This window comes from Microbacterium sp. BH-3-3-3 (assembly GCF_001792815.1).
GTDB lineage: Bacteria > Actinomycetota > Actinomycetes > Actinomycetales > Microbacteriaceae > Microbacterium.
Genome location: NZ_CP017674.1, coordinates 670,163 through 694,587, shown reverse-complemented (window position 1 = coordinate 694,587; position 24,425 = coordinate 670,163). Strand labels below are relative to the sequence as shown.

The window sequence follows — 24,425 nt, the reverse complement described above, 5'->3', positions numbered from 1 at the left end:
CGACCCCGCTGATACCCTGGGCCGGTGTCTGCACCGATCGACGCGGCGCCCGTGAGCGCCCTCACCCCCGCCAACGACCCGACCTTCGACAACGTCTGGGACGAGCTGGTCTATCGGGGGCTGATCCACGTGTCGACCGACGAGGGCGAGCTGCGCGAACTGCTCGGCGGAGACCCGATCGTGTTCTACTGCGGCTTCGACCCGACCGCGCCGAGCCTGCACCTGGGCAACCTCGTGCAGCTGCTCACGATGCGTCGCCTGCAGCTCGCCGGCCACCGCCCGCTGGGCCTCGTCGGCGGCTCCACCGGTCTGGTGGGCGACCCGCGCCCCACGGCCGAGCGCACGCTCAACACGCGCGAGACCGTCGCCGAGTGGGTCGCCAGCCTGCGGGCGCAGGTCGAGCGCTTCCTGAGCTTCGAGGGCGACAGCGCCGCCCGCATCGTCAACAACCTCGACTGGACGGCGCCGCTGAGCGCCATCGACTTCCTGCGTGAGATCGGCAAGTACTTCCGCGTCGGCACGATGCTCAAGAAAGACGCGGTGAGCGCGCGCCTGAACTCCGAGGCGGGCATCAGCTACACCGAGTTCAGCTACCAGATCCTGCAGGGGCTCGACTACCTCGAGCTGTACCGCGCCTACGGCTGCGTGCTGCAGACCGGCGGCAGCGACCAGTGGGGAAACCTCACCAGCGGCACCGACCTGGTGCGGCGCGCCGAGGGCGCCTCGGTGCACGCGATCGGCACGCCGCTGATCACCAACAGCGACGGCACGAAGTTCGGCAAGAGCGAGGGCAACGCCATCTGGCTGGATGCCGAGATGTGCAGCCCGTGGGCGATGTACCAGTTCTGGCTCAACACCGACGACCGCGACGTGCTCGAGCGCCTCAAGGTGTTCACGTTCCTCACGCGCGCCGAGATCGAGGAGTACGCCGCCCAGGTGGAGGCCGAGCCCTTCCGGCGCGCGGCGCAGAAGCGTCTCGCCCGCGAGGTCGTCACGACCGTGCACGGCGCCGAGGCGACCGAGGCCGTCATCGCCGCCACCGAGGCCCTGTTCGGTCAGGGCGATGTGACGGCCCTCGACGCCGCCGTGCTGCGCACCGCGCTCGAGGAGCTGCCGCACGCGACCGTCGCCCGGGGCACGACCGTGGTCGAGGCGCTCACCGCCACCGAGCTGTCGGGCAGCCTCAGCGAGGCCCGCCGCGCGATCGCGCAGGGCGGGGTGTCGCTCGACGGCCAGAAGGTGACCTCCGACGACGCCGTCGTCGAGGGGACGCTCCCGGGCGGTGTGTCGGTGCTGCGCCGCGGCAAGAAGACGCTCGCCGGCCTGTTCCTCGACTGACATGCCGTTCACGGTCAGTCACGCCGTCGTCGCGCTGCCGTTCCTGCGCACACCGCTCGTGCCGGCGGCCATCGCGATCGGCGCGATGACGCCCGACCTTCCGCTGTTCCTGCGCGGGATCGTGCCCCCGTACTCGGTGACGCACGATCTCGCGTGGCTGCCGGTGACGGTGGTCATGGCGTTCGTGCTGCTGCTGGTGTGGAGGTGCGTCCTGCGCCCCGCGACGCGGGAGCTGACTCCCCGCGTCGTCGCGGACCGTCTCCCCGACGGGTGGGATGCCGGGGCTCGCGCCGCCGCCCGCGAGACGCTGAGCGGGGGAGTGCGCGGCATCGTGTGGCTCGTGCTCTCGCTCACGATCGGTGTGGTCACGCACGTCGTCTGGGACTTCTTCACGCACGAGGGACGGGCGGGCGAGGCGCTGCTGCCCGTGCTGGAGCAGCAGTGGGGGCCGCTGCTCGGCGTGAAGTGGCTGCAGTACGGCTCGGGGGTGTTCGGGCTGGCGGGTCTTGCGGCGTTCGGGCTGTGGTGGTGGTCGCGGCGCGCGGCGACGCCCGTCGACCGCGTGCTTCCGGATGCCGTGCGCGTCGCGTGGTGGCTGTCGCTGCCGGCCGCGCTGGTCGTCGCGTCCATCGTTGCGCTCGCTGTCGCGGGCGGCTTCGACGCGGGCTACACCCCGACCCACCTCATCTACGGTGTGCTGGTGAAGGTCGCCGCCGCCTGGGGAGCGGCGACGCTGGTGCTCGCGCTCGCCGTGCAGGCCCGCAGCGCCGCGGTGCGTCGCAGCCGCTGACCCGCGTCCGGCGGCCCCGCGCCCCCCGCGCCCGGCACCGCCCGGCGTCGAGACCGCATGCGATTGCCGAGGCCGTACGGCTTCGACGCCCATCCCGTGCGTCCTGGTCAATCGCGTGCGTCTTCGGCGGGCATCGCCCGCGTCCGGCGGCACGCCCCCCGCCCGGCGGCCGCCCCCTGCGGCCCGTCCGGCGGCCTCCGAGCGGTCTCGGCACCGACCGGGCCGGCGTCCGGCGCGTGCACCGGGCGGGGGAGCGGGCGGCGGTTAGACTCGGGGGCGTTATGACGAAGGCGGGAGACTCGGTGTCGGCGAGCACGAAGGGCAAGAAGACGGTCGCGGACGAGGTCATCCTCGGACCCACCGGTCGCCCCTACCAAGGGTTCCCCACCCCGGCCGCCCTCGATAGCCACGGTCCGGCGCGCATCATCGCGCTGTGCAACCAGAAGGGTGGCGTCGGTAAGACGACCACCACCATCAACCTGGCCGCCGCCCTCGCGGGGTACGGGCGCCGCGTGCTCGCCATCGACTTCGACCCCCAGGGTGCGCTGTCGGCGGGTCTCGGCATCCAGACCCACGACGTGCCGACCATCTACGACCTGCTGCTCGACACCAAGCGCGACCCGCGCGAGGTCATCGTGGCGACGCGCGTCGAGGGCCTCGACATCCTGCCGGCCAACATCGACCTGTCGGCGGCCGAGGTGCACCTCGTCAACGAGGTCGCCCGCGAGACGATCCTGGCGCGCGTGCTGCGCAAGGTCGCGGCCGACTACGACGTCATCCTCATCGACTGCCAGCCCTCGCTCGGCCTGCTCACCGTCAACGCGCTGACCGCGGCGCACGGCGTGCTGATCCCGCTCGAGTGCGAATTCTTCGCCCTGCGCGGCGTCGCACTGCTGGTCGAGACGATCGACAAGGTGCGCGACCGCCTCAACCCGGCGATCGAGCTCGACGGTGTGCTGGCGACGATGTACGACCCCCGCACGCTGCACTCGCGCGAGGTGCTCGAGCGCGTGGTCGAGGCATTCGGCAACGATGTGCTCGAGACGGTCATCGGCCGCACGGTCAAGTTCCCCGACGCCTCGGTGTCGGGCATGCCGATCACGGAGTTCGCACCCGAGCACGCCGCAGCCCAGGCCTACCTGCGGTTGGCGCGGGAACTGGTCGCCCGTGGCGCCGTCGCCTGACGACACCGCTTCCGCCGCGCCGCAGGACGGCGCCCCCGCCGCGACGCTCGATGCTCCGGCCTCGGACTTCCAACCGGCGTCGGTGCCCGAGCCAGCGCCCGAGCCCGCGCCGGTGACCGAGCCCGCCTCGGCCCCCGAGCCCGCGGGCTTCCGCGTCACCCTTCCCGATTTCGACGGTCCCTTCGACCTGCTGCTCACGCTCATCTCGCGGGCCGAGCTCGACATCACCGAGGTCGCCCTCAGCCGCGTGACCGACGAGTTCATCGCCTACCTGCGCGCGATGGGGCCCGACGGCGATCTCGATGAGGCGTCGGAGTTCCTGGTGGTCGCCGCGACCCTGCTCGACATGAAGATCGCGGGTCTGCTGCCGCAGGGCGAGCTGGTGGATGCCGAGTCCGTGGCGCTGCTGGAGGCACGCGACCTGCTGTTCGCCCGCCTGCTGCAGTACCGGGCGTTCAAAGAGGTGTCGGCGTGGTTCGCCCGCTGCCTGCAGCGCGAGGACCGCCGCCATACGCGTGCCGTGCGCCTCGACGAGAAGTACCGCAGCGCCGTGCCGGAGCTGAAATGGACGCTGAACGCCGCGGACTTCGCGGCGCTGGCGGTCGTGGCGCTCGCCCCGAAGCAGATCCCCACCGTCGGCCTCGATCACCTGCACGCCCCGCTCGTGAGCATCCGCGAGCAGGCCGCCATCGTCGTGACCCTGCTGCGCTCCGCCGGTACCCTGAACTTCCGCGACCTCGTGGCCGGGGTCACCGAGACCGGGGTCGTCGTGGCACGCTTCCTGTCGATCCTCGAGCTGTACCGCCACGCCGCCCTGTCGTTCGAGCAGCTCGAACCCCTGGGAGAATTGACGCTGCGCTGGACCGCCGAACGGTGGTCGGAAGAGAACCTCGCCGCCCTCGGAGCCGACTATGACCGTTGATCCCCCCGCCGTCGCCGTCGACGCCGCGGCGACCCCCGTCGACGCCGCCGCGGCCGCGGAGCAACCGGCGCCCGTCGCCCGCCCGACCGATCCGGCATCCGTCGCCCGTCGACTCGAGGCGATCCTGCTCGTGCTCGACGAGCCGCAGAGCCTCGTGAGTCTCGCCGCCGCGGTCGCCGCTCCCGTGCCCGCGGTGCGCCAGGCCGTCGCGGGCCTCGTCGCCGACTACGACGGGCAGACCGGCGGACCCGTGCGCGGCTTCGAACTGCGCGAGGTCGGCGGGGGATGGCGGTTGTACGTGCGCGAGGAGTACGACGACGTCGTCGGCGAGTTCGTCAACACCCAGGCACCCTCGCGCCTGTCGCAGGCGGCGCTCGAGACCCTGGCCGTCATCGCGTACAAGCAGCCCGTCACGCGCGGGCAGGTGGCATCCATCCGCGCGGTGAACGTCGACTCGGTCGTTCGCACCCTGCTCTCGCGGGGGCTGATCGCCGAGGTCTTCACCGACCCCGACACGGGCGCCATCCACTACGGGACCACCGACCAGCTGCTGGTCAACCTCGGCATCAACTCGCTCGACGAGCTGCCGCACATCTCGCCGTTGCTCGACGACGGCGCCGACGGATTCGACGGAGAGGTACTGACATGAGCGACGCTTCGACAGGCGCAGCGACCGGGGGCGCAGGCTCCGCGAGCGACGAGGGCATCCGGCTGCAGAAGGTGCTCGCCAACGCGGGCGTGGCCTCGCGGCGCGTGGCCGAGAACATGATCGTCGAGGGACGCGTGCGCGTGAACGGCGAGACCGTCACCGAGCTGGGCTCGCGCATCCACCCCGAGACCGACCTCGTCGACGTCGACGGCGTCGCCATCCAACTCGACGAGTCCAAGCGCTACGTGGTGCTGAACAAGCCGACCGGTGTCGTCAGCTCGATGAACGACGACCGCGGTCGCCCCGACCTGCGGGAGTGGGCCGACGAGTGGGAGGAACGCCTCTACAACGTCGGACGACTGGATGCCGACACGAGCGGCCTGCTCGTGCTGACCAACGACGGCGACCTCGCCCACGTGCTCGCCCACCCCTCGTTCGGGGTGACGAAGGTGTACATCGCCAAGGTCGAGGGGCTCGTCACGCCGCAGACCATCGCGAAGCTGACCCGGGGCGTCGACCTCGAGGACGGGCGGATCGCCGCCGACAAGGCACGCCTGCTCGACGCGTCGCGGGGCGAGAGCCTGGTCGAGCTCACGCTGCACTCGGGGAAGAACCGCATCGTGCGGCGCATGATGGACGAGGTCGGACACCCGGTCATCGAACTCGTGCGGCGGCAGTTCGGTCCCCTCCACCTGGGAACTCTCCCGGTGGGCAAGGCACGCGAGTTGACTACAGTAGAACGAGGCGCCCTTCTCACGCTGTCTCGTCGAGACGGCGACACCTCGGCCGATCCGGCTGAGTGACGTGCGGCGCGTCTCGCGGCGCGAGCGGCGCCGCCCAGGGCAGCAGGAGACCCGATGACCGAACCGAAGGAAACGTCCGCGCGCGCGGCCGGGCCTTTGGCGACCCGCACGAGCGGCACCGTCCGCATCGTCGGCTCGGGGCTCCTCGGCGCGAGCATCGGACACGCGCTCACGGCCCGCGGCGTCGACGTCGTGCTCGTCGACGCGTCTCCGTCGCAGCTGCGTCTGGCCATCGATTACGGCGCCGGCCGCGCCGAGCACCCTGATGACGCGCCCTCGCTCATCGTCGTCGCCACGCCTCCCGACGTCGTCGCCGACGTCGTGCAGCGCGAGCTCGCGGCGTTCCCGGATGCCGTGATCACCGACGTCGCGAGCGTGAAGCTCGAGCCGCTGCGCACCCTGCGCGAGCGCGGCGTCGACCTCACGCACTACATCGGCTCGCACCCCATGGCCGGGCGCGAGCGCGGGGGAGCCATCTCGGCCCGCGCCGACATCTTCGTGGGGCGTCCGTGGGTGGTCTGCCGCGACGGCGAGACCTCGGCCCACGACCTGTCGCTCGTCGAAGGGCTCGCGCTCGACCTCGGTGCGACGCTCATCGAGATGACGCCCGAAGAGCACGACGAGTCCGTCGCGCTCATGTCGCACGTGCCGCAGCTGGTGGCGAGCCTGCTCGCCGGGCGCTTCATCGAGGCCCCCGACGGCTCGCTGCGGCTCGCGGGCCAGGGCGTGCGCGACACGACGCGCATCGCGGCGTCGGCCCCCGAGCTGTGGGTGCAGATCCTCGGCGCGAACGCGGCCCCCGTGGTCGAGGTGCTCGATCAGCTCGCCGCCGACCTCGGCGACGTCGCCGACGCCCTGCGCGACCCCGACGTGCCGGGAGCCCGCCGCACGGTCGCCGACACGATCCGCCGGGGCAACGAGGGCGTCGAACGCCTGCCCGGCAAGCACGGCCAGAACCGCCGTTTCGATACTTTCGTCGTCATGGTCGACGACACCTCCGGCCAGCTGGGTCGCCTGTTCGGCGAACTCGGTGACCTCGACGTCAACGTCGAAGACCTACGCCTCGAGCACTCGCCCGGTGCCCCCTTCGGCTTGGCCGAGATCAGCGTCGTCCCCGACGCGGTCCGCCGTGCCGTCGATGGACTCCAGCAGCGCGGATGGCGGATTGCGAGCACCACCCATGACTGACTCCACCCCCTCGCTGACCACGACGCCCGCGGGAGCAGCAGCTCCCGTCGTCGTGGCCGTCGACGGCCCGGCCGGCAGCGGGAAGTCGAGCGTGTCGAAGGCCGCCGCGACCCGCCTCGGGTACGGCTTCCTCGACACCGGCGCCGCGTACCGCGCGCTCGCCTGGCACGCGCTGCAGCACGGGATCGACACCTCCGACGCCACGGCCGTGGTCGAGGTGTTCGGCGACTTCGACTACGGGATCTCGCTCGACGCGTCCGACCGCTGGGTGCGCGTCGGTGGCACCGACGTGACCGCCGCGATCCGCGAACCCCGCGTGACCGACGCCGTCAGCGGCGTCGCGCGGGTGGCCACCGTGCGGCACGCGGTGAACGAGCTGTTCCGCCGGCTCGTGGCATCCGCGGGTCTTCGTGGTGTCGTCGTCGAGGGCCGCGACATCACCACGGTCGTCTTCCCCGACGCGCCCGTGCGCATTCTTCTGACCGCGGCGCCCGAGGTGCGCGCCGCGCGTCGCAGCGCCGAGCTGACAGGGCACGACGCCGCCAAGGTCGCCGCAGCTCTGCACCAGCGCGACGCCGCAGATTCCACGGTCGTCGACTTCCTCACCGCCGCCCCCGGCGTGCAGGTCGTCGATTCGACCCACCTCGATTTCGAACAGACCGTCGACGCCGTGCTGAGCGTCGTCGACTCCACGATGGGAGCCCGCGATGGGCGTTGAAGACGAGTACGAAGGCGGGCCCGACCAGCTCGCCGAAAAGATGGAGCAGCTCGACGAGGTGCTCGCCGAACAGCGGGCCGAAGCGTTGCGCGCGGGACTCGAGGACTTCGACCTCGACGAAGAGGATGCCGCGCTGCTCGCGGGCCTCGCGTCGGGCGAAGGAGCCATCGAGTTCCTGCCGGCGCTGCCGGTCGTCGCGATCGTCGGCCGGCCGAACGTCGGCAAGTCGGCGTTGGTGAACCGCATCCTCGGGCGCCGTGAGGCGGTCGTCGAGGACACCCCCGGTGTCACCCGCGACCGCGTCACCTACAAGGCCGAGTGGCTCGACCGGCGGTTCTCGCTCGTCGACACCGGCGGCTGGGAGCCCGACGCGCGCGGCATCGACCGTTCGGTGGCAGCTCAAGCCGAGGTCGCGATCGACCTCGCCGACATCGTGCTGTTCGTGGTGGATGCCACGGTGGGGGCGACCTCGACCGACGAGCACGTCGTGAAGCTGCTGCGCAAGAGCGGCAAGCCGGTGTTCCTCATCGCCAACAAGGTCGACGACGCCCGCCACGAGCCCGAGGCCGCCGCCCTCTGGAACCTCGGCCTGGGCGAGCCGCACCCCGTCTCGGCCATTCACGGCCGCGGCGTGGCCGACCTGCTCGACGAGATCATGAAGGTGCTTCCCGAGGTCTCGGCCGTGGCACGGTACGAGATCGGCGGCCCGCGTCGCGTCGCGATCCTGGGACGCCCCAACGTCGGCAAGTCGTCGCTGCTCAACAAGGCGGCGGGCGAAGAGCGCGTCGTCGTCAACGAGCTCGCGGGCACCACCCGCGACCCCGTCGACGAGGTCGTCGAGCTCGGCGGCAAGCTCTGGACGCTGGTCGACACCGCCGGCATCCGTCGTCGCGTGCACCTTCAGCAGGGTGCCGACTTCTACGCGTCGCTGCGCACCTCGACGGCGCTGGAGAAGTCGGAGGTCGCGGTCGTCGTGATCGACGTCTCGCAGCCGATCAGCGTGCAGGACCTGAACATCATCGATCTGGTGCTCGAATCGGGTCGCGCGCTCGTGCTGGCGTTCAACAAGTGGGACCGCCTGAACGACGACGACATGGAGAACCAGGACCGTCGTCGGTACCTCGAGCGTGAGATCGAGCAGGACCTCGCGCACGTCGCGTGGGCCCCGCGCGTGAACATCTCGGCCCGCACCGGCCGCCACCTCGACAAGCTGGTGCCGGCGCTCGAGACGGCCCTGGAATCGTGGGACACCCGCATTCCGACCGGCAAGTTCAACGCGTTCCTGTCGGAGCTCGTGGCCGAGCACCCGCACCCGCTGCGCGGCGGCAAGCAGCCCCGCATCCTGTTCGGCACCCAGGCGGCGACGCGTCCGCCGACATTCGTGCTGTTCACGACCGGATTCCTCGACCCGGGCTACCGCCGCTTCATCCAGCGTCGCCTGCGCGAGATCTACGGCTTCGACGGCACCCCGATCGTGCTGAACATGCGCATCCGCGAGAAGCGCCAGCGCTGACGCGCGTGTCGAATGCCCCGGTCCCCGCGAGGGGATCGGGGCATTCGGCGTCTGCGGGCGTGGTCCTGGCGAAGGGGACCGGCATACAGCACACATGTGTCGTGTGCACAGCCAACACTCAGGTTCGATAAGGTTCATTCGCGGCGGTGCAATACCCGCCCGCACCGTCGTGATCGAAACTTCAGCCTGGGGGAACCATGAGCAATTCCACGATCGAGCCGCCTCTGGCTCAGCCGTACTACGGCGCGCCGATCGGCGCCGCCGTCAAGCGCTTCTTCAAGAAGTACGCCACCTTCTCGGGTCGCGCCAGCCGCAGCGAGTTCTGGTGGTGGGTGCTGGTCATGTTCATCGTCGGCGGCGTCCTGAACGTGCTCGCCGCAGCCACCGGCGGCGCCGGCACGGTCGACGAGTACGGAATGATGGCCACTCCCTCGGGCATCGGCCTCGTCTTCTACATCGTCTACATCATCTGGTCGCTCGCGACGATCGTGCCGTACCTGGCCCTGGTCGTGCGTCGCCTGCACGACTCCGACAAGAGCGGCTTCTGGATCTTCATCGGTCTGGTCCCGCTGGTTGGTGGCATCGTGCTCTTCGTGTTCATGCTCATGGGCCCGAAGCCCGAGGGTGCGCGCTTCGACCGCTGATCCTCGCTCTCATCGCGCCCCGGTTCCCTCGTGGAGCCGGGGCGCGTGGCGTTTGCGGAGGAACGCCGGCCGATGACGGCGCCGTATGACGACCGAGGGTCCACGCGCGGCCGGGGTGTGTCAGGCTGGGGAGGATGACGATCCAGCCTCCCGCCCCGGGCGAACCGCGGCGCCCGCATGGGCCCCGCGACCCCGGCGATGCCTGGGTGGTCGCCCCGACAGGCGAGAAGTACTGGGGTCGTTTCGGTGCGGCGGGTCTGCTCGCGCTCGATCCGCGGCGGGGCGTGCTGCTGCAGCACCGCGTTTCGTGGAGTCACTTCGGCGACACCTGGGCTCTGCCCGGGGGTGCGCGCCACGAGAACGAATCGGCCCTCGACGGCGCCCTGCGCGAGTCGGGCGAAGAGGCCGGAGTGCCGGCGGATGCCGTGCGGGCACGTTTCGAGAGCGTCCTCGAACTCGGGATCTGGTCGTACTCGACCCTCGTCGCCGACGTCACGGTGCCGTTCGAGCCCGTGATCAGCGACCCTGAGAGCGTGGCCCTCGAGTGGGTCGCCGTCGACCGGGTCGACTCTCTGCCCCTGCATCCGGGCTTCGCCTCGGCGTGGCCCGCGCTGCGCACAGCGCTGTCGACGCGCCCCGCGGTGGTCGTCGACGTCGCCAACGTCGTCGGGTCGGTGCCCGACGGCTGGTGGAAGGATCGCGCGGGAGCCGCGTCGCGACTGCTCGCGCGTGTCTCGGCGAGGGCTGTGGCGGGAATGGATGCCGACACCCTGGGCCTGTCAGCGACGCGTTGGTTCCCGCCGGTCACCGCGGTGCTGGAGGGCCAGGCGCGCTCCGCCACCGTCGACGAGGCGGGGGTCTCGGTGCGCATCGCGGAGGGTTCCGGAGACGATGAGATCGTCGCCGTCACGCGCGAGCTGGTCGCGCTGCACAGCCCGGTGATCGTCGTGACGAGCGATCGGGGCCTCGCCGCGCGGGTGCAGGAGCTCGGCGCTGTCGTGCAGGGCACGCGGTGGTTGCTGGAGCAGTTGGACTGAGCTCACGCGCGTGCGTCGGGCTCGTTCGCCGGCGCTGCGGGGTTGTCGCGGCTCGGCGCACGGTCATGATGCGCGCAACCTCCGTGCGATTCAGGCGTGGGTGGCGGAAGTTGTGCGCATCGCGGAGGTTGTGCGCGGGGTGCGACCGCCGGGTCGTGTGTGTGGCTGGTTCGGTGCGGCGCGGCGGTGGGGTCGTGGCGCGGCGCACGCTCAGCGATGCGCGCAACCTCTGTGCGATTCAGGCGTGGGTGGCTGAGGTTGTGCGCACCGCGGAGGTTGTGCGCGGGGTTGCGGCCGCCGGGTCGTGGCGGCTGATGCCTCACTCGCCGTCTCGGCCGCGCAGCTTCTCGATGTCGCGGCGATCACGCTTGGTCGGCCGACCGGCTCCCCGGTCGCGGACGGGAACGAACGGCACGCTCTCGCGCGGGGGCGGTGGGGGAGTGCGGTCATCGACCGACTCAGCGACGAGGGCTGCTCCTACGCGCTTGGCGATGGTCTTCTTCACCACCAGGATTCGGTCGAAGCCCTGAACGCGCACCCGCAACTCGTCGCCCGGACGCACCGGCTGAGCCGCCTTGGCCCGGTCGCCGTTGACGCGCACGTGACCCGCGCGGCATGCGGTCGTTGCGGCCGACCGGGTCTTGTAGACGCGCACCGCCCACAGCCACGCGTCGACGCGGGCGCTGGTGGGGGCGTCGGTCATGTCAGGTCTCTCGTCGGGGGAACTCCCATCGTAAGTGGGGTGCTGCGGGTGGGCGTCTCGGGCGCCGTTACCGACACGGGTCGGTGCTGCTGGCGTACGGCGCGGGGGCTCACGCGGGCACGGTCACGGGCGCTGGCGCTGGCGTGACCGCGGGCGCGCGCGGGTCAGTCCCGCAGGGTGAGCGAGACGAGCGCGCGGTCGGGCTTCGGCCGGTCGACGATGGTGAACCCCGCGTCTTCGAACACCGACACCGTGCCGCGGAAGAGCTGGTTCGACGAGCGCTTCGCCGCTTTCGGGTCGAGGGGATACCCCTCGACCACCCGGGCGCCGGCTTCTCGGGCGGTGAAGATCGCGGCATCCAGCAGCTTCGCCGCGAGGCCCCGCCCGCGGTGCTGCGTGCGCACGACGAAGCACGAGACCGCCCAGACATCATCGGCGTCGAGGCTCTCGGCGGGCGACGAGGTCACGTCGCGTGTGCGCAGCAGACGGGGCTGCGCGACACGGGGGCCGACGCGCACCCATCCCGCGGGCTCGCCGTCGACGTAGGCGATGAGGCCCGGCGGGCGCGGCCCGTCGAGCTCGGCGCGAAACAGCTCGGTGCGCTGATCGACGGACGCCTCTTTCCAGGGGCCGTTCGGCAGCAGCCACCACTGGCATTGGCACTCGGGGCCGTCACCGCTGTCGAGCGCCGTCTCGGCGTCGTCGAAGCGGTCGCCGGTCGCGGGGAGGATCTCGATGGTCATGACGCGACGGTAGCGAGGGGCTCCGACATCGACAATCCTCCGCGCGCAAGAACGGGCCGCCGAGCCCCACACGCCCGGGGCGTGCGCTGGTTCGCGGCGGGGTCGGGGAGGGGCTAATATAGGGGAGTTGCCCGCTCGCGGGTAACGGGATGTGGCGCAGCTTGGTAGCGCACTTGACTGGGGGTTAGGGGGTTTACCCCTCCCGGACGGCTCGAATAACTGAAAATTGAATGCCACGGGCTGTGGCGCAGCTTGGTAGCGCACCTGACTGGGGGTCAGGGGGTCGCAGGTTCAAATCCTGTCAGCCCGACAGAAAAACCCTGATGAGAAGTTATTTTCATCAGGGTTTTGTTGTTTTCGAAGAGCCGGATTTTTGGTCCCCTTCTGGTCCCCCTCGACCTTCGGGCGGGATGGGGCTGTGGATAACCGAACCTGCCGCGAGGCCCTCCCTGTGGATAAGGGGACCAAAAGGGGACCAGAACCGCCCCGGTCCCGATTGGCCGCGCTGGATGTCTCGTCACCTGGGTCACGGCACCTCGGACAGAATGAGGTCATGACCGGTGAACGCCTCGCGTACCTGAGCCTTCGTTTCGATGCCGTCTACTGCATCGCTTTGGGTCTGGTGGTGGCTATCATCGCTGACGGGGGACGCCGCTAGTTGGCCTTTGGGCTTTTCTACTTGGCCAACAGTCGATCGAGTTGGCCGGAGTTGGACAATGACCGCGTTCGGGGAGCTGCGGGTAGCACCAGGCGTACCCTGCATCTCCTCGATCGTGAATGTCGGTAGTCGAACATACGATGACTCGCAGAGATCAACTCCCGTCTGGGGCGGGACTCACTGAGAGGGGACTCAGATGGAGCACGTTTCGCACTTCAACACCTTCCTGATCGACGTCGTCAACTTGCCGGACTATAAGTTGACGCATCTCGACGAGCGAACTGGAAGACTTTTCGACGCGCTCAGGCGTGCCGATCTCGGGGTCCGGGTCAAGTTGATGAAGAAGCAGGGGTCGTGGGCGCAACGAACCATCATCCAGCCGGCCGAAGATGCAGAGTTCGACGCAGACTTCATGCTCGAACTCGAAGAGCGCGACGGGTGGACACCACTCGACTACCACACTGCGGTCTTTGACACGCTCAGCGCATACTGTGATGCACAGGGAATGAGCGTTCCCGCGGAGTCGAAGAACGGGCGTGAGGAACGAATCGGTGACAACTGATCGTTAGTGCCGGGAGGCGCTGACGGGAAGGATGTCATCATGCCCGGTCCCTATCCCAGAGAGTTCCGCGAGGACGTTGTCGCGGTCGCTCGTCGCCGTGAGAGCGGCGTCACCATCAAACAGATCGCCACCGATTTCGGTATCAGCGAAGCAACGCTGCAGAACTGGCTCCGCCAGGCCGATGTCGAGGAGGGAAACCGTCCCGGTCAGACCGCCGCCGACGCTTCTGAGGCGCGGGAGTTGAAGAAGCGGATCCGGTTGCTCGAGCAGGAGAACGAGGTGCTCCGGAAGGCCGCGGCGTATCTGTCGCAGGCGAATCTGCGCCTCGGTGGCTCCCCAAAATGACGTACCCGCTCGTTGCTGAGCTCGCCGACGCGGGGATCCCCGTGACGGTGTCGTGCCGGGTTCTCAAGCTCGCCCGCCAGCCCTACTACCGGTGGCGAAACGACCCGATCCGCGATGCGGACGTGCTTCGGGCGTATCGGATCAACGCGCTGCACGATGCGCACCACGAGGACCCAACGTTCGGATACCGATACCTCGCCGACGAGGCGCGTCGAGCCGGGTGGCGGATGAGCCGGCGGACGGCGTGGAAGCTGTGCTCGCAATCCGGAATCCTGTCGTCCGCGCAACGCCGGCGCCGCGGGAAGGGCAAGAAGGCCGGCCCGCCCGTGTTCGACGACCACGTGCAACGCGTGTTCCGCGCTGACGCCCCGAACCGGCTCTGGCTCACGGACATCACGGAGCACTGGACGAGCGAAGGCAAGCTCTACTGCTGCGCGATCAAGGACGTGTTCTCCAACCGCATCGTCGGCTACTCGATCTCGGATCGGATGACCGCGAAGCTCGCCGTCAACGCCGTCCGAAACGCCATCGCGCGCCGCGGTGAGGTCGCCGGGTGCATCCTGCACGCCGATAGGGGGAGCCAGTTTCGAAGCAGGGCGATGGCCCGCGAGCTGCGGCGCCACGACATGGTCGGATCGATGGGCCGCGTCGGCGCAGCCGGCGACAACGCGGCTATGGAGAGCTTCTGGTCACTGCTGCAAACGAACGTCCTCAACCAGCAACGGTGGGCCACCAGGCAGGAGCTGCGCCTCGCGATCGTCGTCTGGATCGAGCGAAAGTACCACCGACAGCGAGCCCAGGACACCCTCGGCGGCTTGACGCCCATCGAGTTCGAGGCCAAGCTAACCGAGCCGCTGACGCTCGCGGCCTAAACCCAACCTGTCACCAGTTCGTTCCTCACGCCCTCTTCTGCTAGATCGACGCTATCGATGCGCTCACTGTTCGGAGACTCGATGACGCTCCCTCGTCGGGTGGGAGCGGGGGAGGAGCAAGCATTCGAAACAACGTCGACGTTATCTAGGACCGGGAAAAGGTGGTCCGCAGCCGCTCCAGAAGGCGGCCACGAGAGCGACGAGCACACTCGAGGGTCAGGATGAGATGACCGAGATACTGGTTGACTTTTTGCAGGCGGGATCACCTACTGCTGGTCCCTCCTGCGGCCGCGGCAGCAGTGGCGTCCCTAGTGTCGAGCAACCCCTCCCACAGCCGCTGCAATGCCGCTCGCAATAGCTCTGCGTCCACCCCAGCCATGAACTGGAGGACGATTCCATCCAGAGCTGCGAAAGCGGATCTGGCGAGTGCGCCTGAAGGATCATCGACGCCGTGATGTTTCAGGCTCGCGGCGACGACCTCGTGATACCGGGTATAGAGGCGGCTGACGTAGGGCTGGTACCGAGGATTTCTTCGCGATTCGAGAATCATCTCGTATTGGAAGGCCTGTAGCTCTGGCCGTTTGGCGACGGAGTCGAGCAAGCCGTCAGCGAAGGCGCTGCTTGTGGCGAGATCGAGCAGGCCGGTGGTGTCGATCGAGCTCTCGACGCTCCACTCCAGTGCGGCTGCGAGCAACGATTCTCTGTTTCCGAAGTGGTGAGCGATCAGCGAGTTGTTGACGCCAGCCCGGTCGGCGACAGCGCGAAACGTCATCCCGCGGAGGCCTTTCTCCGCGACGATGCCCACTGTTGTCGCCACCAGAAGATCGCGGCCGCTGCCGTAGGGAACCTGTCGAGCCATACCTCCACTAAACCCTACAAATGCCCTCTTGCGTTGAACTAAGCAATTGCTTAGTCTGGGCCAGTGCGCAGAGAAGCGCGAGGCTCGTCGAGGAGGACACGAATGCCTGATCAGTTCATCACCGCCAGCACGCAGGACCACACGAAAAGAGAGCCCTTCGAAGTCGGCGAGGTGCAGTGGGTGCGTCGTCCAGGGGAGGGCGGACGCGAGGAGCTCGCCGCCGGTTACTGGTTCATCACACCGGCCCAGACGCCTGGACCGATGGTGGTGGAGGCGCACGCCGATGAGACCATCTACATCATCGAAGGCCGAGTGCGGATCGAGCCCGAGGGCTCGGAGGCGTTCGAGGTCGCGGCCGGTGGATCCGCTTCGATGAACAAGGGTGTATCGGCGACGTGGACCGTGCTCGAGCCGACCGTCGAGTTCTTCGTGTACTCGTGAGCGACACCGATATGGCACGGTCATACGACACCATCGTGGTGGGGGCGGGTTTTGCAGGGCTCACGGCGGCCCGCGAGTTGTCCCGCGCCGGACAATCGGTGCTGGTCCTGGAAGCGCGGGATCGCATCGGAGGTCGCACGTGGCTCGATCGCCGGCTCGGGATGGAGTTGGAACTTGGCGGAACGTGGGTGCACTGGACACAGCCTCACGTCTGGGCCGAACTGAGCCGCTACGGCATCGGCCTCGCCCCCAGCCCCGTGCCAGAGAACGCCTACTGGTGGGACGGCTCCAGTCTTGTCGCGGGCTCGGCAGACGAGCTGCTCGAGTTGCTCGATGAGCCCAACCGGGTCCTCACCGCCAGTTCACGAGAAGTCTTCCCCCAGCCCTTTCGCCCCTTGAGCACACAGGTCCGGGAAGTCGACTCCCGGTCCCTAGCCGACGAGATCGCTGCACTACCGATCAGCGCGGAGCGACGCGCGCTCATCGAGTCCTTTTGGACGCTCAACTTCAATGGGAATATCGCCGATGCCGCATTCACACAGGCGCTGCGATGGGTGTCACTGACCAACGGCGACTGGAAGGTCAACTTCGAAGCGTGCGCGACATACAAGATCGCGGGAGGCACGCGCGCTCTCGCTGAGGCGATCCTCCAGGACACTCCTGCGGACTTCGTTTTCGGCGCCGACGTTCGTGACATCACCCAGGAACAGTCATCCGCTGTCGTGACAACGGTCGACGGGACGGAGTACTCGGCGCGAGATGTGATCCTCACGGTGCCGCTGCAGACGCTGACGCGTATCCACTTCGAGCCGGCTCTCCCCCAACCGGTGAGCATGGCAGCCGACCACGGCCAGCTCGGCCTCGGAGTCAAGGCGTGGTTCACCGTCGAGGGTGAGCATCGTCCGTTCGTCGCACTCGGCGGCTCGGACTGGCCGCTGAACTTCTTCCAGTCCGAGTACGTGCGAGACGGGCTCACCTATGTCATCGGGTTCGGCCCCGATGCCTCGGCCCTCGACCCCAATGACCCAGAGGCCGTTCAGCGGGTGCTGAACCGCCTCGTACCGGACCTGCGCGTCACCGCCAGTGTCGGCCACGACTGGGTCGGAGACAAATTCTCCAAAGAAACGTGGCCGATGCACCGAACCGGTTACCTCTCGGATTCTCTGCCGGCGCTGCAACAGCCGCTCGGGCGGATTCGGCTCTCCGGATCAGACATCGCCGATGGATGGGGCGGGTTCATCGACGGAGCGATCGAGAGCGGCTTGAAGGTGGCTCACGCGGTTCTCACGGCATCCCGCCTGGTGTCCGCCTGATCGGCAACACCCAACCACAAGAGATCAAAGGTGATCATCATGTCCTCAAAAAACGAAACCACTACCATGACCTCCGCTGAGCGAGGTGATTCTGACGACCGCACATCACTTCGCAAGGGGGCCGTCGGGGTACTCGGGATTCTCTTCTTCGTCCTCTCTGCTCAAGCCCCGCTCACTGGCATCGCCGGTGCCTTGCCGCTGACGATCCTGCTCGGCAACGGGGCGGGCGCGCCCGGTGCGTACCTGCTCATCGGCATCATCATCGTCATCTTCGCCGTCGGCTTCATCGCCATGTCACGTCGGATCGACGGGAAGGGTGCCTTTTACGCATATGTGTCCGCCGGGCTGGGGCGCAGGACGGGCACAGGTTCCGCATGGCTGGCGATCGTCGCCTACGCGACCGTCCAGGCGGCAATGTACGGTCTGTACGGCGCGAGTTTCAGCGGGCTTCTCGCCACCTTCGGTGTCGTCGTGCCTTGGTGGGTTCCGGTGATCGTCACCATCGTTCTCGTGCAGGGCCTGGGCTCGCTCAACATCGAGCTGGGTGCGCGGGTCCTCGCTGTGCTGGTCGGCCTGGAGGTCGCGATACTGCTCGCCTTCGCGGTGGGCACGTTCGTCCTGGGCGGCGGCCCCGAGGGGGCGATCGATGTGGCCTCGAGCTTCTCGCCGGCGGCGGTGATGTCCGGAGCGCCGGGCGTGGCGCTCATGTTCGCCGTCGCCTCCATGTTCGGGTTCGAATCCACGGCCATCTACTCCGGCGAAGCCAAGGATCCTCGCCGCACCGTGGCGCGCGCGACCTACCTCTCCGTCGGCGTCATCGCGCTGTTCTTCTCTTTCGTATCGTGGATGTTCATCTCGTTCTATGGTGCGGACGCCGCGGTGGTCGCTGCAGAAGAAGCCGTCGTCTCCGGTGACTCGACTGTCTTCGTATTCAACGCACTCGTCGGCATACTCGGCGCCTGGTCCGGACCCGTGGCCGGTGTCCTCCTCGTCACTTCCCTCTTCGCAGGCATCCTGGCCTTCCATAACGGCATCAACCGATACATCCACGCGCTGGCGACGCAGCGTTCCCTGCCGCACGCCCTCGCTCGCACCAATCGCCAGAGCGCACCCCACGCGGCCGCATGGGTTCAGTCGATTCTCGCGGTGCTGATGATCCTGCCGTTCGTCGTGCTCGGTCTCGACCCCGTGCTCACCCTGTTCTCGTGGTTCAGCGGACTCGCCGTCGCTGCCCTGATCACGCTGTACGTTCTGTGCTCCATCGCCGTGATCACCTACTCGGTGAGCAACCCGGGAGGTGGAGCGTGGCAGACGCGAGTCGCACCTGCCGTTGCGGCAGTGCTGCTACTCGGGGTGCTCACCCTCGTGGTGACCAACTTCACCTCTCTCATCGGCGGTGAAGTGACGACCGCCGCCGTCCTTCTCGCTGTCGTGCCGGTCGCATTCGCGATCGGATTCGCCACCGAGCGAGGCCGCTCAGCCGACGCGACCTCATCCGCATTCGACAAGGAGACAACATGACCACCGCGACTGCTCTTCTCGACGCCATCACAGTCCGCGAGAGCCACGGGCGGGCGATCCCGGACGCAGCGACCCGGGAGACGATCGGCTACGCGCCCGTACACGGGCTGGCCGATCTCGATTCGGCCGTGACGGCGGCCCGGAGCGCTCAACCGGCGTGGGCTGCTCTCGGCCACGCTGAGCGCAGTCGAATCCTCCATCGAATCGCTGACGACATCGAAGCGCGCGCCGAGGAACTCGCGGTGATCCTCTCCCGCGAACAGGGCAAACCGCTCGACGGCCCCAACGCCCGTTTCGAGGTCGGCGCCGCAGCCGCCTGGACGAGGGGCGCCGCAGATACCGTTCTCGAACCCGAGGTCGTCTTCGAGAACGGCACCTCCCGTGCCGAGGTGCACTACGACCCGCTCGGGGTGGTCGGAGCGATCGGTCCGTGGAACTGGCCGATCATGATCTCGGTCTGGCAGGTCGCACCCTCGCTGCGGATGGGCAACACTGTGGTCGTGAAGCCGAGCGAGTACACGCCCCTGTCGGTTCTCGCTCTCTGCGAAGTGTTCAACGCGCATCTTCCCGAAGGGGTCCTGTCGGTGGTGGTCGGGGACCGCGAAGTCGGCGCGGCGATCGCGAAGCACCCCGGGCTCGACAAGATCATGTTCACGGGTTCCACCGCGACGGGCAGGAAGATCATCGAATCGTCGGCCCAGAACCTCGCCCGACTCACCTTGGAGCTCGGAGGCAACGATGCCGGCATCGTGCTACCGGGAACGGACGTGTCGAAGATCGCCCAGGACCTCTTCTGGGGCATCTTCATCAACACCGGGCAGACGTGCGCTGCGCTCAAGCGACTGTACGTGCACGATTCCGTCTACGACTCCGTCGTGGATGCCCTTTCTCGGCTCGCCTCGACGATGCCGATGGGGCCAGGACTCGAGGAGGGGAACGTCCTCGGACCTCTTCAGAATCAGAGGCAGTTCGACATCGTTAGCCGCCTCATCGAAGAGGCGCGGTCCGGAGGGGCCAAAGTCGTCACAGGCGGTGCACCCGCCGAAGAACTCGGTCCGCTCTTCTACCAGCCCACAGTCGTCGTCGACATCGCAGACGACGCTTCTCTCGTCGTCGAGGAGCAGTTCGGCCCGGTCATTCCCGTGCTGCGGTACTTCGACATCGACGACGCGGTCGCACGGGCGAACAGCTCGTCGCAGGGGCTCGGGGCGTCCGTCTGGTCGGCTGACATCGATGCAGCTCTCGACGTAGCCGCTCGTCTGCAGGCTGGGACTGTGTGGATCAATCAGCATGGCGCGCTCAATCCACAGGTTCCGTTCGGCGGCACCAAACAGTCCGGATACGGCCAGGAGTTCGGCGTAGCGGGGCTCAAAGCCGTCGCGGCTCCGAAAGTTATCTCGCGATGAGAAAAATCAGCTACGGCCACTCCTTTCCTTCTTGGGGAGGGTGTCGCGCGTCGGAGCCGACGACGATCCGGCGCGCGTGACGCCATCGAAAGCCACTAGGGTGCCCGTCCGACGCCCGCGTGTCCACCCTCGACCCGGCACTACCAATGATCGCCGTGATGTCGTCGCGACTCCACGCCGAGGGCCCTGGGGGGAGGCACCCGGCCTGCGACCCCATCGAGTTCGGTCTTCCCGCAGCGGACGAGCGAGGCGTGTCGGGAAGTGCTCGTGCGGTGTGCGGACTTACGGATCATGAACGACTGAATTGCATGTGAGATTCGGCACCGGAAATATGGGAGAAGCTGCGGAAAAGTAATTCAGTAGTTGACGAACTACGCCGCGTTCCGTAGTCTGACATTGACGCTGGTCAAGGCAGGGCGGCGGGTTGGTTGGTCGTCTCGAGTGACCAACAAGTCGGCAACGAAGGAGTGGCAGACGGTGAATCACGAGGATCTGGCGCGGCATCTGATCGCACTGGAGCGAAGGGTCGAGGATCTCGAGTCGATTCAGGCCATAGCCGCGCTTCATCACAAGTACATTCGCGACCTGGCGGCGCGCGATTGGCGAGCGGTGTCTTCCGCCTACACCGAGGACGCGCTTTGCGACATCCGTCATCATGGAGTGCACCGAGGTCGTGAGGCCATCGATGCCATGTTCACGAGGGACTTGGTTCCTGTCGTGCAGAGCAACGATGGGTACATTCTGTCGTCGCCGGACATCGTGGTCGATGGAGATGCAGCGCGCGGCACATGGACCTGGCATCGACTGCAGGCGGACTTCAAGACTTCGCTCGGCATGCTTCGCGTTTGGGGGCCGTGGTCGGAAGGCCGTTACGAGACTGAGTACGTCCGCGCGAACGGCGAATGGAAGATCTCCAAACTCTGGTTCCGCGTTCACGCGCCCGATCATGACGAAGAGATGGTCGAGGTCGGTGCTGCTGGTGGCGTCATCGGGGGCGGTCTGCGACGGCGTTGATGCTCAGTATTTGCCCCTCAGCGGGCGCGAACCGCGACGACTTCTGTCACTTTTCCGGTGTTCTCCCGCCCTTCCATAAAGATCGGATTGAAGACATGACACGCATGATGGTTCTCACGACGTTCGTGATGCCGCTTGGCTACCACCGCAACAGCTGGTGTCGTCAAGGGAGCCGCGCAGAGGAGGTGCCGGGACTCGACCTGCTCACCGATATCGCGCGAACGGCCGAGAACGCCAAGCTCGACGCGCTGTTCTTCGGTGACGTAGTTCACGCGACACCTACGTTGCGTGGCGACACGATGATGAACGGCTTCTATGAGCCGATGACGACGCTTTCAGCATTGGCCGCGCGAACTCGCCATATCGGTCTCATCGGGACCCTGTCTACGTCCCTCATGGATCCGTACAACGTTGCGAGGATGCTTGCGTCGCTGGACCACCTCTCGGCGGGGCGCGCAGGTTGGAACATCGTGACTTCGGGCGATGGCTATCAGAACTTCGGCTTCGCAGAGACCCCTGACCCAGCGCAGAGGTATCATCGGGCACAGGAGTTCGTCGAGGTCGTCAAGCAACTATGGGACAGTTGGTCCGATGACGCAGTGGTCGTGGATCGCTCCGAGCGTCGGTGGCTCGATACCGCAAAACTGCGCAGGATCGACTTCGCGGGCGACTACTTCACGGTGGAGGGGCCGCTGAATATGCCCCGGCCGCCGCAGGGTCACCCGGTGCTTGTGCAAGCCGGTTCCTCCGGTCCCGGCATGGCATTGGGGACGTCGGTGGCAGATGCCATCTACACCGCCCAGCCGGACTTCGACCAAGCGGTCTCGTTCTATGCCTCGAGCAAGTCCATGATCGCTGCGAATGGGCGCGACCCCGACGCCGTGAAGATCATCCCGGGGATCGTGCCCGTGGTCGCATCTACACAGCGTGAGGCTGACGAGATTGCGGCCGAGTTGAGCTCCTTCCTCGATGTCGAGCAGGGGCGACTGCAGATTGCAGGCGACCTCAAGGTGGATCTATCTGACCTCGACCTCGATGAACCCGTCCCTGCTGAGCGGTTTGATCAGGTTCCGCAGCGATCCAGCCGCCAGGAGATCTATCGTCGCAAGTCGGTCGAGCAGGAACTGTCTTTGCGCGATCTCATTCACGATCGAGCGCGGTCGACAGGGCATCAGTGGATTGCCGGCACGCCGGCAACGATCGCGGACCGGATGCAGAAGTGGTTCGAAACTCCCGCGTGTGACGGGTTCAATCTCAATTCTCCCTTTAACCCCGAGGGGTTTGAGCGGATCTGTTCCATGCTCGTCCCTGAACTGCAGAACCGGGGTCTGTTTCGGACGGAGTACGAGGGCACACAGCTGAGAGACCATCTCGGACTTGCGCGACCCGGTCTCCAGTTTTGATGTGGGAGCACTCATGATGTCATCGCCGTTGGACCCTCATGCGATTATCGATCGCCCGGGTGCGGATCCCGCCAGCGTGGTCGGAAAGCCGGCGCCCCCGCCCTTGCTTCACGAGACCGTCGATCTCGGTGGGCTTATCGTCGACAAGGATGCCGCAGTCCGACTTCGCGATGGAACTACGATCTACCTCGATATCTATCGGCCCACTTCTGAGGCGACAGACCTTCCGGTCCTGCTCGCGTGGGGCCCCTACGGGAAGCACTGGGTCACGAAGGCCACGTTCCCCGGGTCGGGAGTCGATCCGGAGTGGATCTCGCCACATACCGGCTTCGAGGCGCCGGATCCGGTCTACTGGACGCGACATGGTTATGCCGTCGCCTATGCCGACCCCCGGGGACTCTGGCATTCGGAAGGCGACTTCTCCCATAACGGCCCACAAGAGCGCGACGACCTCTACGACACGATCGAGTGGCTGGGAGCCAGTACGTGGTCGAACGGCCGGGTCGGGATGCTGGGAGTTTCGTACTTGGCGGGGAGTCAGTACCAGGCGGCGTCGGTGAAGCCTCCGTCGCTCAAGGCCATCAGCCCTTGGGAGTGCTTCGCCGACTGGTATCGGGAGTTCGCAACGCATGGGGGGATCCCTGAAACCGGCTTCCGGCCCCGAGTCTCGACGAACGTGTCATACGGCCTTTCCCGCACCGAAGACACTGCGGCGAATCTCGAGGCGCATCCCCTCGATGACTGGTACTACGCCGACAAGTACGGAGATCTCGCCACTATAGATGTGCCGGCATACGTCGTCGCATCGTGGAGCGACCATGGGCTGCACACCCGCGGCACGCTCAATGCGTTCGCAGCGATGGTTTCGCCGAACAAGTGGCTGGAGGTGCATGGGCAGAAGAAGTGGCAGTACTTCTATGAGCCGGCGAGCATCGAACGGCAGCGCGTGTTCTTCGACACCTTTCTCAAACAACGAGAATCCGGGATCCACGACTGGCCTCGTGTCCGAGCCGAGCTGCGTGACACGGGCGACTCCGCCGAATCCCGATGGGTGGAATTGCCTGACTGGCCCGTCGCGGAACGTTTCGAGACGCTCCATCTGGACGCCGCGACCAGGTCGTTGTCGGGTGCCCCGCCCGAGACCGGAGCCCATGCGACTTTCGATCCGCAGACCGAGTCGTTTGATGCTGCGTACCTGTTCACACAAGACCGGGACGTCATCGGACCTGTCTCGCTGTCGATCTGGTTGAGCGCGGACGAGAGCACGGACGCAGACGTGTTCGTCGTGGTACGAAAACTGCGCGCCGACGGAACCGAGGTGCTCTTTCCCATCAATTCGCTTTTCGCGGACGGGCCCGTCGCACTCGGATGGTTGCGAGCCAGCCACAGAGCGCTTGACCTCACGCGCTCCACCGCTTTGGTCCCTTATCATCCGCATGATGCGGAGCAGCCCCTCACACCAGGAGTGCCCGTCTGCCTGAATATCGAGGTCTGGGCATCCGGCACAACTTTTCATGCCGGCGAAAGCCTCGTGCTGACCATTCAAGGGCGAGATTGGATGAAGCGACCGTTGTCGGGCGGCGTGCCACCGCTTCAGATCCTCCACGAGGAGTCGCGAACCGTCGGCAGGTGGAGTATCTGCACGGGGAGCACCCATGAAAGCGTTCTTCGTCTGCCGGTCGTCGAATCGGATTGAACGCATACACACACAGCTTGGGAGTGCGCTCTGCCCGTTGCGAGCGGGTCTCGTTGAGAAGCGCATCCACGCACTGGAACCCGATCATTCTTGAATGAGGAGT

General features: G+C 67.3%; 23 protein-coding genes and 1 tRNA gene. 21 read left to right on the top strand and 3 right to left on the bottom strand.

Going from position 1 to position 24,425, the window contains the following annotated elements:
• Nucleotides 1-24: 24 nt before the first annotated feature.
• The 11 genes from tyrS (at nucleotide 25) to BJP65_RS03235 (ending at nucleotide 10,786) form a co-directional block, all read left to right on the top strand.
• Entirely contained in the window at nucleotides 25-1,338 is a 1,314-nt protein-coding gene (gene tyrS / locus BJP65_RS03285; RefSeq protein WP_055937169.1) for a tyrosine--tRNA ligase, read from the top strand.
• 1 nt (nucleotide 1,339) lies between these two features.
• A complete protein-coding gene (locus tag BJP65_RS03280; protein ID WP_070408203.1) occupies nucleotides 1,340-2,128 on the top strand; it encodes a DUF4184 family protein in 789 nt (262 codons plus the stop codon).
• A 281-nt stretch (nucleotides 2,129-2,409) separates the two neighbouring features.
• Nucleotides 2,410-3,312: a ParA family protein gene (locus BJP65_RS03275; protein ID WP_082509317.1), complete on the top strand. Its 903-nt coding sequence runs from the start codon at nucleotides 2,410-2,412 to the stop codon at nucleotides 3,310-3,312.
• 82 nt (nucleotides 3,313-3,394) lie between these two features.
• Entirely contained in the window at nucleotides 3,395-4,234 is an 840-nt protein-coding gene (locus BJP65_RS03270) for a ScpA family protein (RefSeq protein ID WP_083285923.1), read from the top strand.
• The gene (gene scpB, locus BJP65_RS03265) at nucleotides 4,224-4,883 is read left to right on the top strand and encodes an SMC-Scp complex subunit ScpB (RefSeq protein ID WP_070408202.1); all 660 of its coding nucleotides are present in this window, start codon (nucleotides 4,224-4,226) and stop codon (nucleotides 4,881-4,883) included. Before BJP65_RS03270 ends, scpB begins: the two co-directional genes overlap by 11 nt.
• On the top strand, nucleotides 4,880-5,686 hold the full coding sequence (locus tag BJP65_RS03260; RefSeq protein WP_055835286.1) for a pseudouridine synthase: 807 nt from the start codon (nucleotides 4,880-4,882) through the stop codon (nucleotides 5,684-5,686). Before scpB ends, BJP65_RS03260 begins: the two co-directional genes overlap by 4 nt.
• A gap of 54 nt (nucleotides 5,687-5,740) precedes the next feature.
• Nucleotides 5,741-6,874 carry a prephenate dehydrogenase gene (locus BJP65_RS03255; RefSeq protein ID WP_070408201.1) on the top strand — a complete coding sequence of 378 codons (1,134 nt, stop codon included), beginning with the start codon at nucleotides 5,741-5,743 and terminating at the stop codon, nucleotides 6,872-6,874.
• On the top strand, nucleotides 6,867-7,592 hold the full coding sequence (cmk, locus tag BJP65_RS03250; protein WP_070408200.1) for a (d)CMP kinase: 726 nt from the start codon (nucleotides 6,867-6,869) through the stop codon (nucleotides 7,590-7,592). The genes BJP65_RS03255 and cmk overlap by 8 nt, the downstream gene beginning before the upstream one ends.
• On the top strand, nucleotides 7,582-9,105 hold the full coding sequence (gene der, locus BJP65_RS03245; RefSeq protein ID WP_055835296.1) for a ribosome biogenesis GTPase Der: 1,524 nt from the start codon (nucleotides 7,582-7,584) through the stop codon (nucleotides 9,103-9,105). Before cmk ends, der begins: the two co-directional genes overlap by 11 nt.
• Before the next feature lie 197 nt (nucleotides 9,106-9,302).
• Nucleotides 9,303-9,749 carry a DUF805 domain-containing protein gene (locus tag BJP65_RS03240; protein WP_070408199.1) on the top strand — a complete coding sequence of 149 codons (447 nt, stop codon included), beginning with the start codon at nucleotides 9,303-9,305 and terminating at the stop codon, nucleotides 9,747-9,749.
• Nucleotides 9,750-9,883: 134 nt separating this feature from the next.
• A complete protein-coding gene (locus BJP65_RS03235; protein WP_070408198.1) occupies nucleotides 9,884-10,786 on the top strand; it encodes an NUDIX domain-containing protein in 903 nt (300 codons plus the stop codon).
• Nucleotides 10,787-11,105: 319 nt separating this feature from the next.
• Here the strand turns inward: BJP65_RS03235 and BJP65_RS03230 are convergent, their stop codons facing one another.
• A complete protein-coding gene (locus BJP65_RS03230; RefSeq protein ID WP_070408197.1) occupies nucleotides 11,106-11,489 on the bottom strand; it encodes an RNA-binding S4 domain-containing protein in 384 nt (127 codons plus the stop codon).
• Between the two features lie 164 nt (nucleotides 11,490-11,653).
• Nucleotides 11,654-12,232: a GNAT family N-acetyltransferase gene (locus tag BJP65_RS03225; protein WP_070408196.1), complete on the bottom strand. Its 579-nt coding sequence runs from the start codon at nucleotides 12,230-12,232 to the stop codon at nucleotides 11,654-11,656.
• 236 nt (nucleotides 12,233-12,468) lie between these two features.
• Between BJP65_RS03225 and BJP65_RS03220 the strand changes: the two genes are divergently transcribed.
• The 3 genes from BJP65_RS03220 (at nucleotide 12,469) to BJP65_RS03205 (ending at nucleotide 14,669) form a co-directional block, all read left to right on the top strand.
• Nucleotides 12,469-12,542 (top strand) — tRNA-Pro (locus tag BJP65_RS03220).
• A 544-nt stretch (nucleotides 12,543-13,086) separates the two neighbouring features.
• Nucleotides 13,087-13,452: a cyclic GMP-AMP synthase DncV-like nucleotidyltransferase gene (locus tag BJP65_RS03215; protein WP_070408195.1), complete on the top strand. Its 366-nt coding sequence runs from the start codon at nucleotides 13,087-13,089 to the stop codon at nucleotides 13,450-13,452.
• A gap of 39 nt (nucleotides 13,453-13,491) precedes the next feature.
• Nucleotides 13,492-14,669, top strand: a protein-coding gene (locus BJP65_RS03205) for an IS3 family transposase (RefSeq protein ID WP_374754258.1) whose coding sequence is annotated in 2 segments (ribosomal slippage) — nucleotides 13,492-13,758 and nucleotides 13,761-14,669 — 1,176 coding nt in all. Because the reading frame shifts where the segments join, the coding sequence is not laid out codon by codon here.
• Nucleotides 14,670-14,931: 262 nt separating this feature from the next.
• Here BJP65_RS03205 and BJP65_RS03200 read toward each other — a convergent pair.
• On the bottom strand, nucleotides 14,932-15,528 hold the full coding sequence (locus BJP65_RS03200; RefSeq protein ID WP_070408192.1) for a TetR/AcrR family transcriptional regulator: 597 nt from the start codon (nucleotides 15,526-15,528) through the stop codon (nucleotides 14,932-14,934).
• A 102-nt stretch (nucleotides 15,529-15,630) separates the two neighbouring features.
• On the opposite strand from BJP65_RS03200, the gene BJP65_RS03195 reads away from it, so the two are divergent.
• The 7 genes from BJP65_RS03195 (at nucleotide 15,631) to BJP65_RS03165 (ending at nucleotide 24,322) form a co-directional block, all read left to right on the top strand.
• Entirely contained in the window at nucleotides 15,631-15,969 is a 339-nt protein-coding gene (locus tag BJP65_RS03195) for a cupin domain-containing protein (RefSeq protein ID WP_070408191.1), read from the top strand.
• Nucleotides 15,966-17,282 (top strand): NAD(P)/FAD-dependent oxidoreductase, encoded by a 1,317-nt coding sequence (locus BJP65_RS03190; protein WP_083285687.1) that lies wholly within the window; start codon nucleotides 15,966-15,968, stop codon nucleotides 17,280-17,282. Before BJP65_RS03195 ends, BJP65_RS03190 begins: the two co-directional genes overlap by 4 nt.
• A gap of 39 nt (nucleotides 17,283-17,321) precedes the next feature.
• Complete coding sequence (locus BJP65_RS03185; protein WP_083285922.1) at nucleotides 17,322-18,803, top strand: APC family permease; 1,482 nt, start codon at nucleotides 17,322-17,324, stop codon at nucleotides 18,801-18,803.
• The gene (locus BJP65_RS03180; protein ID WP_070408189.1) at nucleotides 18,800-20,209 is read left to right on the top strand and encodes an aldehyde dehydrogenase family protein; all 1,410 of its coding nucleotides are present in this window, start codon (nucleotides 18,800-18,802) and stop codon (nucleotides 20,207-20,209) included. Before BJP65_RS03185 ends, BJP65_RS03180 begins: the two co-directional genes overlap by 4 nt.
• Before the next feature lie 363 nt (nucleotides 20,210-20,572).
• Nucleotides 20,573-21,223: a nuclear transport factor 2 family protein gene (locus BJP65_RS03175; protein WP_083285686.1), complete on the top strand. Its 651-nt coding sequence runs from the start codon at nucleotides 20,573-20,575 to the stop codon at nucleotides 21,221-21,223.
• A gap of 104 nt (nucleotides 21,224-21,327) precedes the next feature.
• Nucleotides 21,328-22,626: an LLM class flavin-dependent oxidoreductase gene (locus tag BJP65_RS03170; RefSeq protein WP_181015970.1), complete on the top strand. Its 1,299-nt coding sequence runs from the start codon at nucleotides 21,328-21,330 to the stop codon at nucleotides 22,624-22,626.
• Nucleotides 22,601-24,322 (top strand): CocE/NonD family hydrolase, encoded by a 1,722-nt coding sequence (locus tag BJP65_RS03165; RefSeq protein ID WP_156784796.1) that lies wholly within the window; start codon nucleotides 22,601-22,603, stop codon nucleotides 24,320-24,322. Before BJP65_RS03170 ends, BJP65_RS03165 begins: the two co-directional genes overlap by 26 nt.
• Nucleotides 24,323-24,425: the final 103 nt, after the last annotated feature.

Excerpts from the sequence above, each read along its gene's own strand:
- BJP65_RS03280 (WP_070408203.1), top strand. The coding sequence starts at position 1,340 with ATGCCGTTCACGGTCAGTCACGCCGTCGTCGCGCTGCCGTTCCTGCGC.
- BJP65_RS03275 (WP_082509317.1), top strand. The coding sequence starts at position 2,410 with ATGACGAAGGCGGGAGACTCGGTGTCGGCGAGCACGAAGGGCAAGAAG.
- scpB (WP_070408202.1), top strand. The coding sequence starts at position 4,224 with ATGACCGTTGATCCCCCCGCCGTCGCCGTCGACGCCGCGGCGACCCCC.
- BJP65_RS03260 (WP_055835286.1), top strand. The coding sequence starts at position 4,880 with ATGAGCGACGCTTCGACAGGCGCAGCGACCGGGGGCGCAGGCTCCGCG.
- BJP65_RS03255 (WP_070408201.1), top strand. The coding sequence starts at position 5,741 with ATGACCGAACCGAAGGAAACGTCCGCGCGCGCGGCCGGGCCTTTGGCG.
- cmk (WP_070408200.1), top strand. The coding sequence starts at position 6,867 with ATGACTGACTCCACCCCCTCGCTGACCACGACGCCCGCGGGAGCAGCA.
- der (WP_055835296.1), top strand. The coding sequence starts at position 7,582 with ATGGGCGTTGAAGACGAGTACGAAGGCGGGCCCGACCAGCTCGCCGAA.
- BJP65_RS03240 (WP_070408199.1), top strand. The coding sequence starts at position 9,303 with ATGAGCAATTCCACGATCGAGCCGCCTCTGGCTCAGCCGTACTACGGC.
- BJP65_RS03235 (WP_070408198.1), top strand. The coding sequence starts at position 9,884 with ATGACGATCCAGCCTCCCGCCCCGGGCGAACCGCGGCGCCCGCATGGG.
- BJP65_RS03230 (WP_070408197.1), bottom strand. The coding sequence starts at position 11,489 with ATGACCGACGCCCCCACCAGCGCCCGCGTCGACGCGTGGCTGTGGGCG.
- BJP65_RS03225 (WP_070408196.1), bottom strand. The coding sequence starts at position 12,232 with ATGACCATCGAGATCCTCCCCGCGACCGGCGACCGCTTCGACGACGCC.
- BJP65_RS03215 (WP_070408195.1), top strand. The coding sequence starts at position 13,087 with ATGGAGCACGTTTCGCACTTCAACACCTTCCTGATCGACGTCGTCAAC.
- BJP65_RS03200 (WP_070408192.1), bottom strand. The coding sequence starts at position 15,528 with ATGGCTCGACAGGTTCCCTACGGCAGCGGCCGCGATCTTCTGGTGGCG.
- BJP65_RS03195 (WP_070408191.1), top strand. The coding sequence starts at position 15,631 with ATGCCTGATCAGTTCATCACCGCCAGCACGCAGGACCACACGAAAAGA.
- BJP65_RS03185 (WP_083285922.1), top strand. The coding sequence starts at position 17,322 with ATGTCCTCAAAAAACGAAACCACTACCATGACCTCCGCTGAGCGAGGT.
- BJP65_RS03180 (WP_070408189.1), top strand. The coding sequence starts at position 18,800 with ATGACCACCGCGACTGCTCTTCTCGACGCCATCACAGTCCGCGAGAGC.
- BJP65_RS03170 (WP_181015970.1), top strand. The coding sequence starts at position 21,328 with ATGATGGTTCTCACGACGTTCGTGATGCCGCTTGGCTACCACCGCAAC.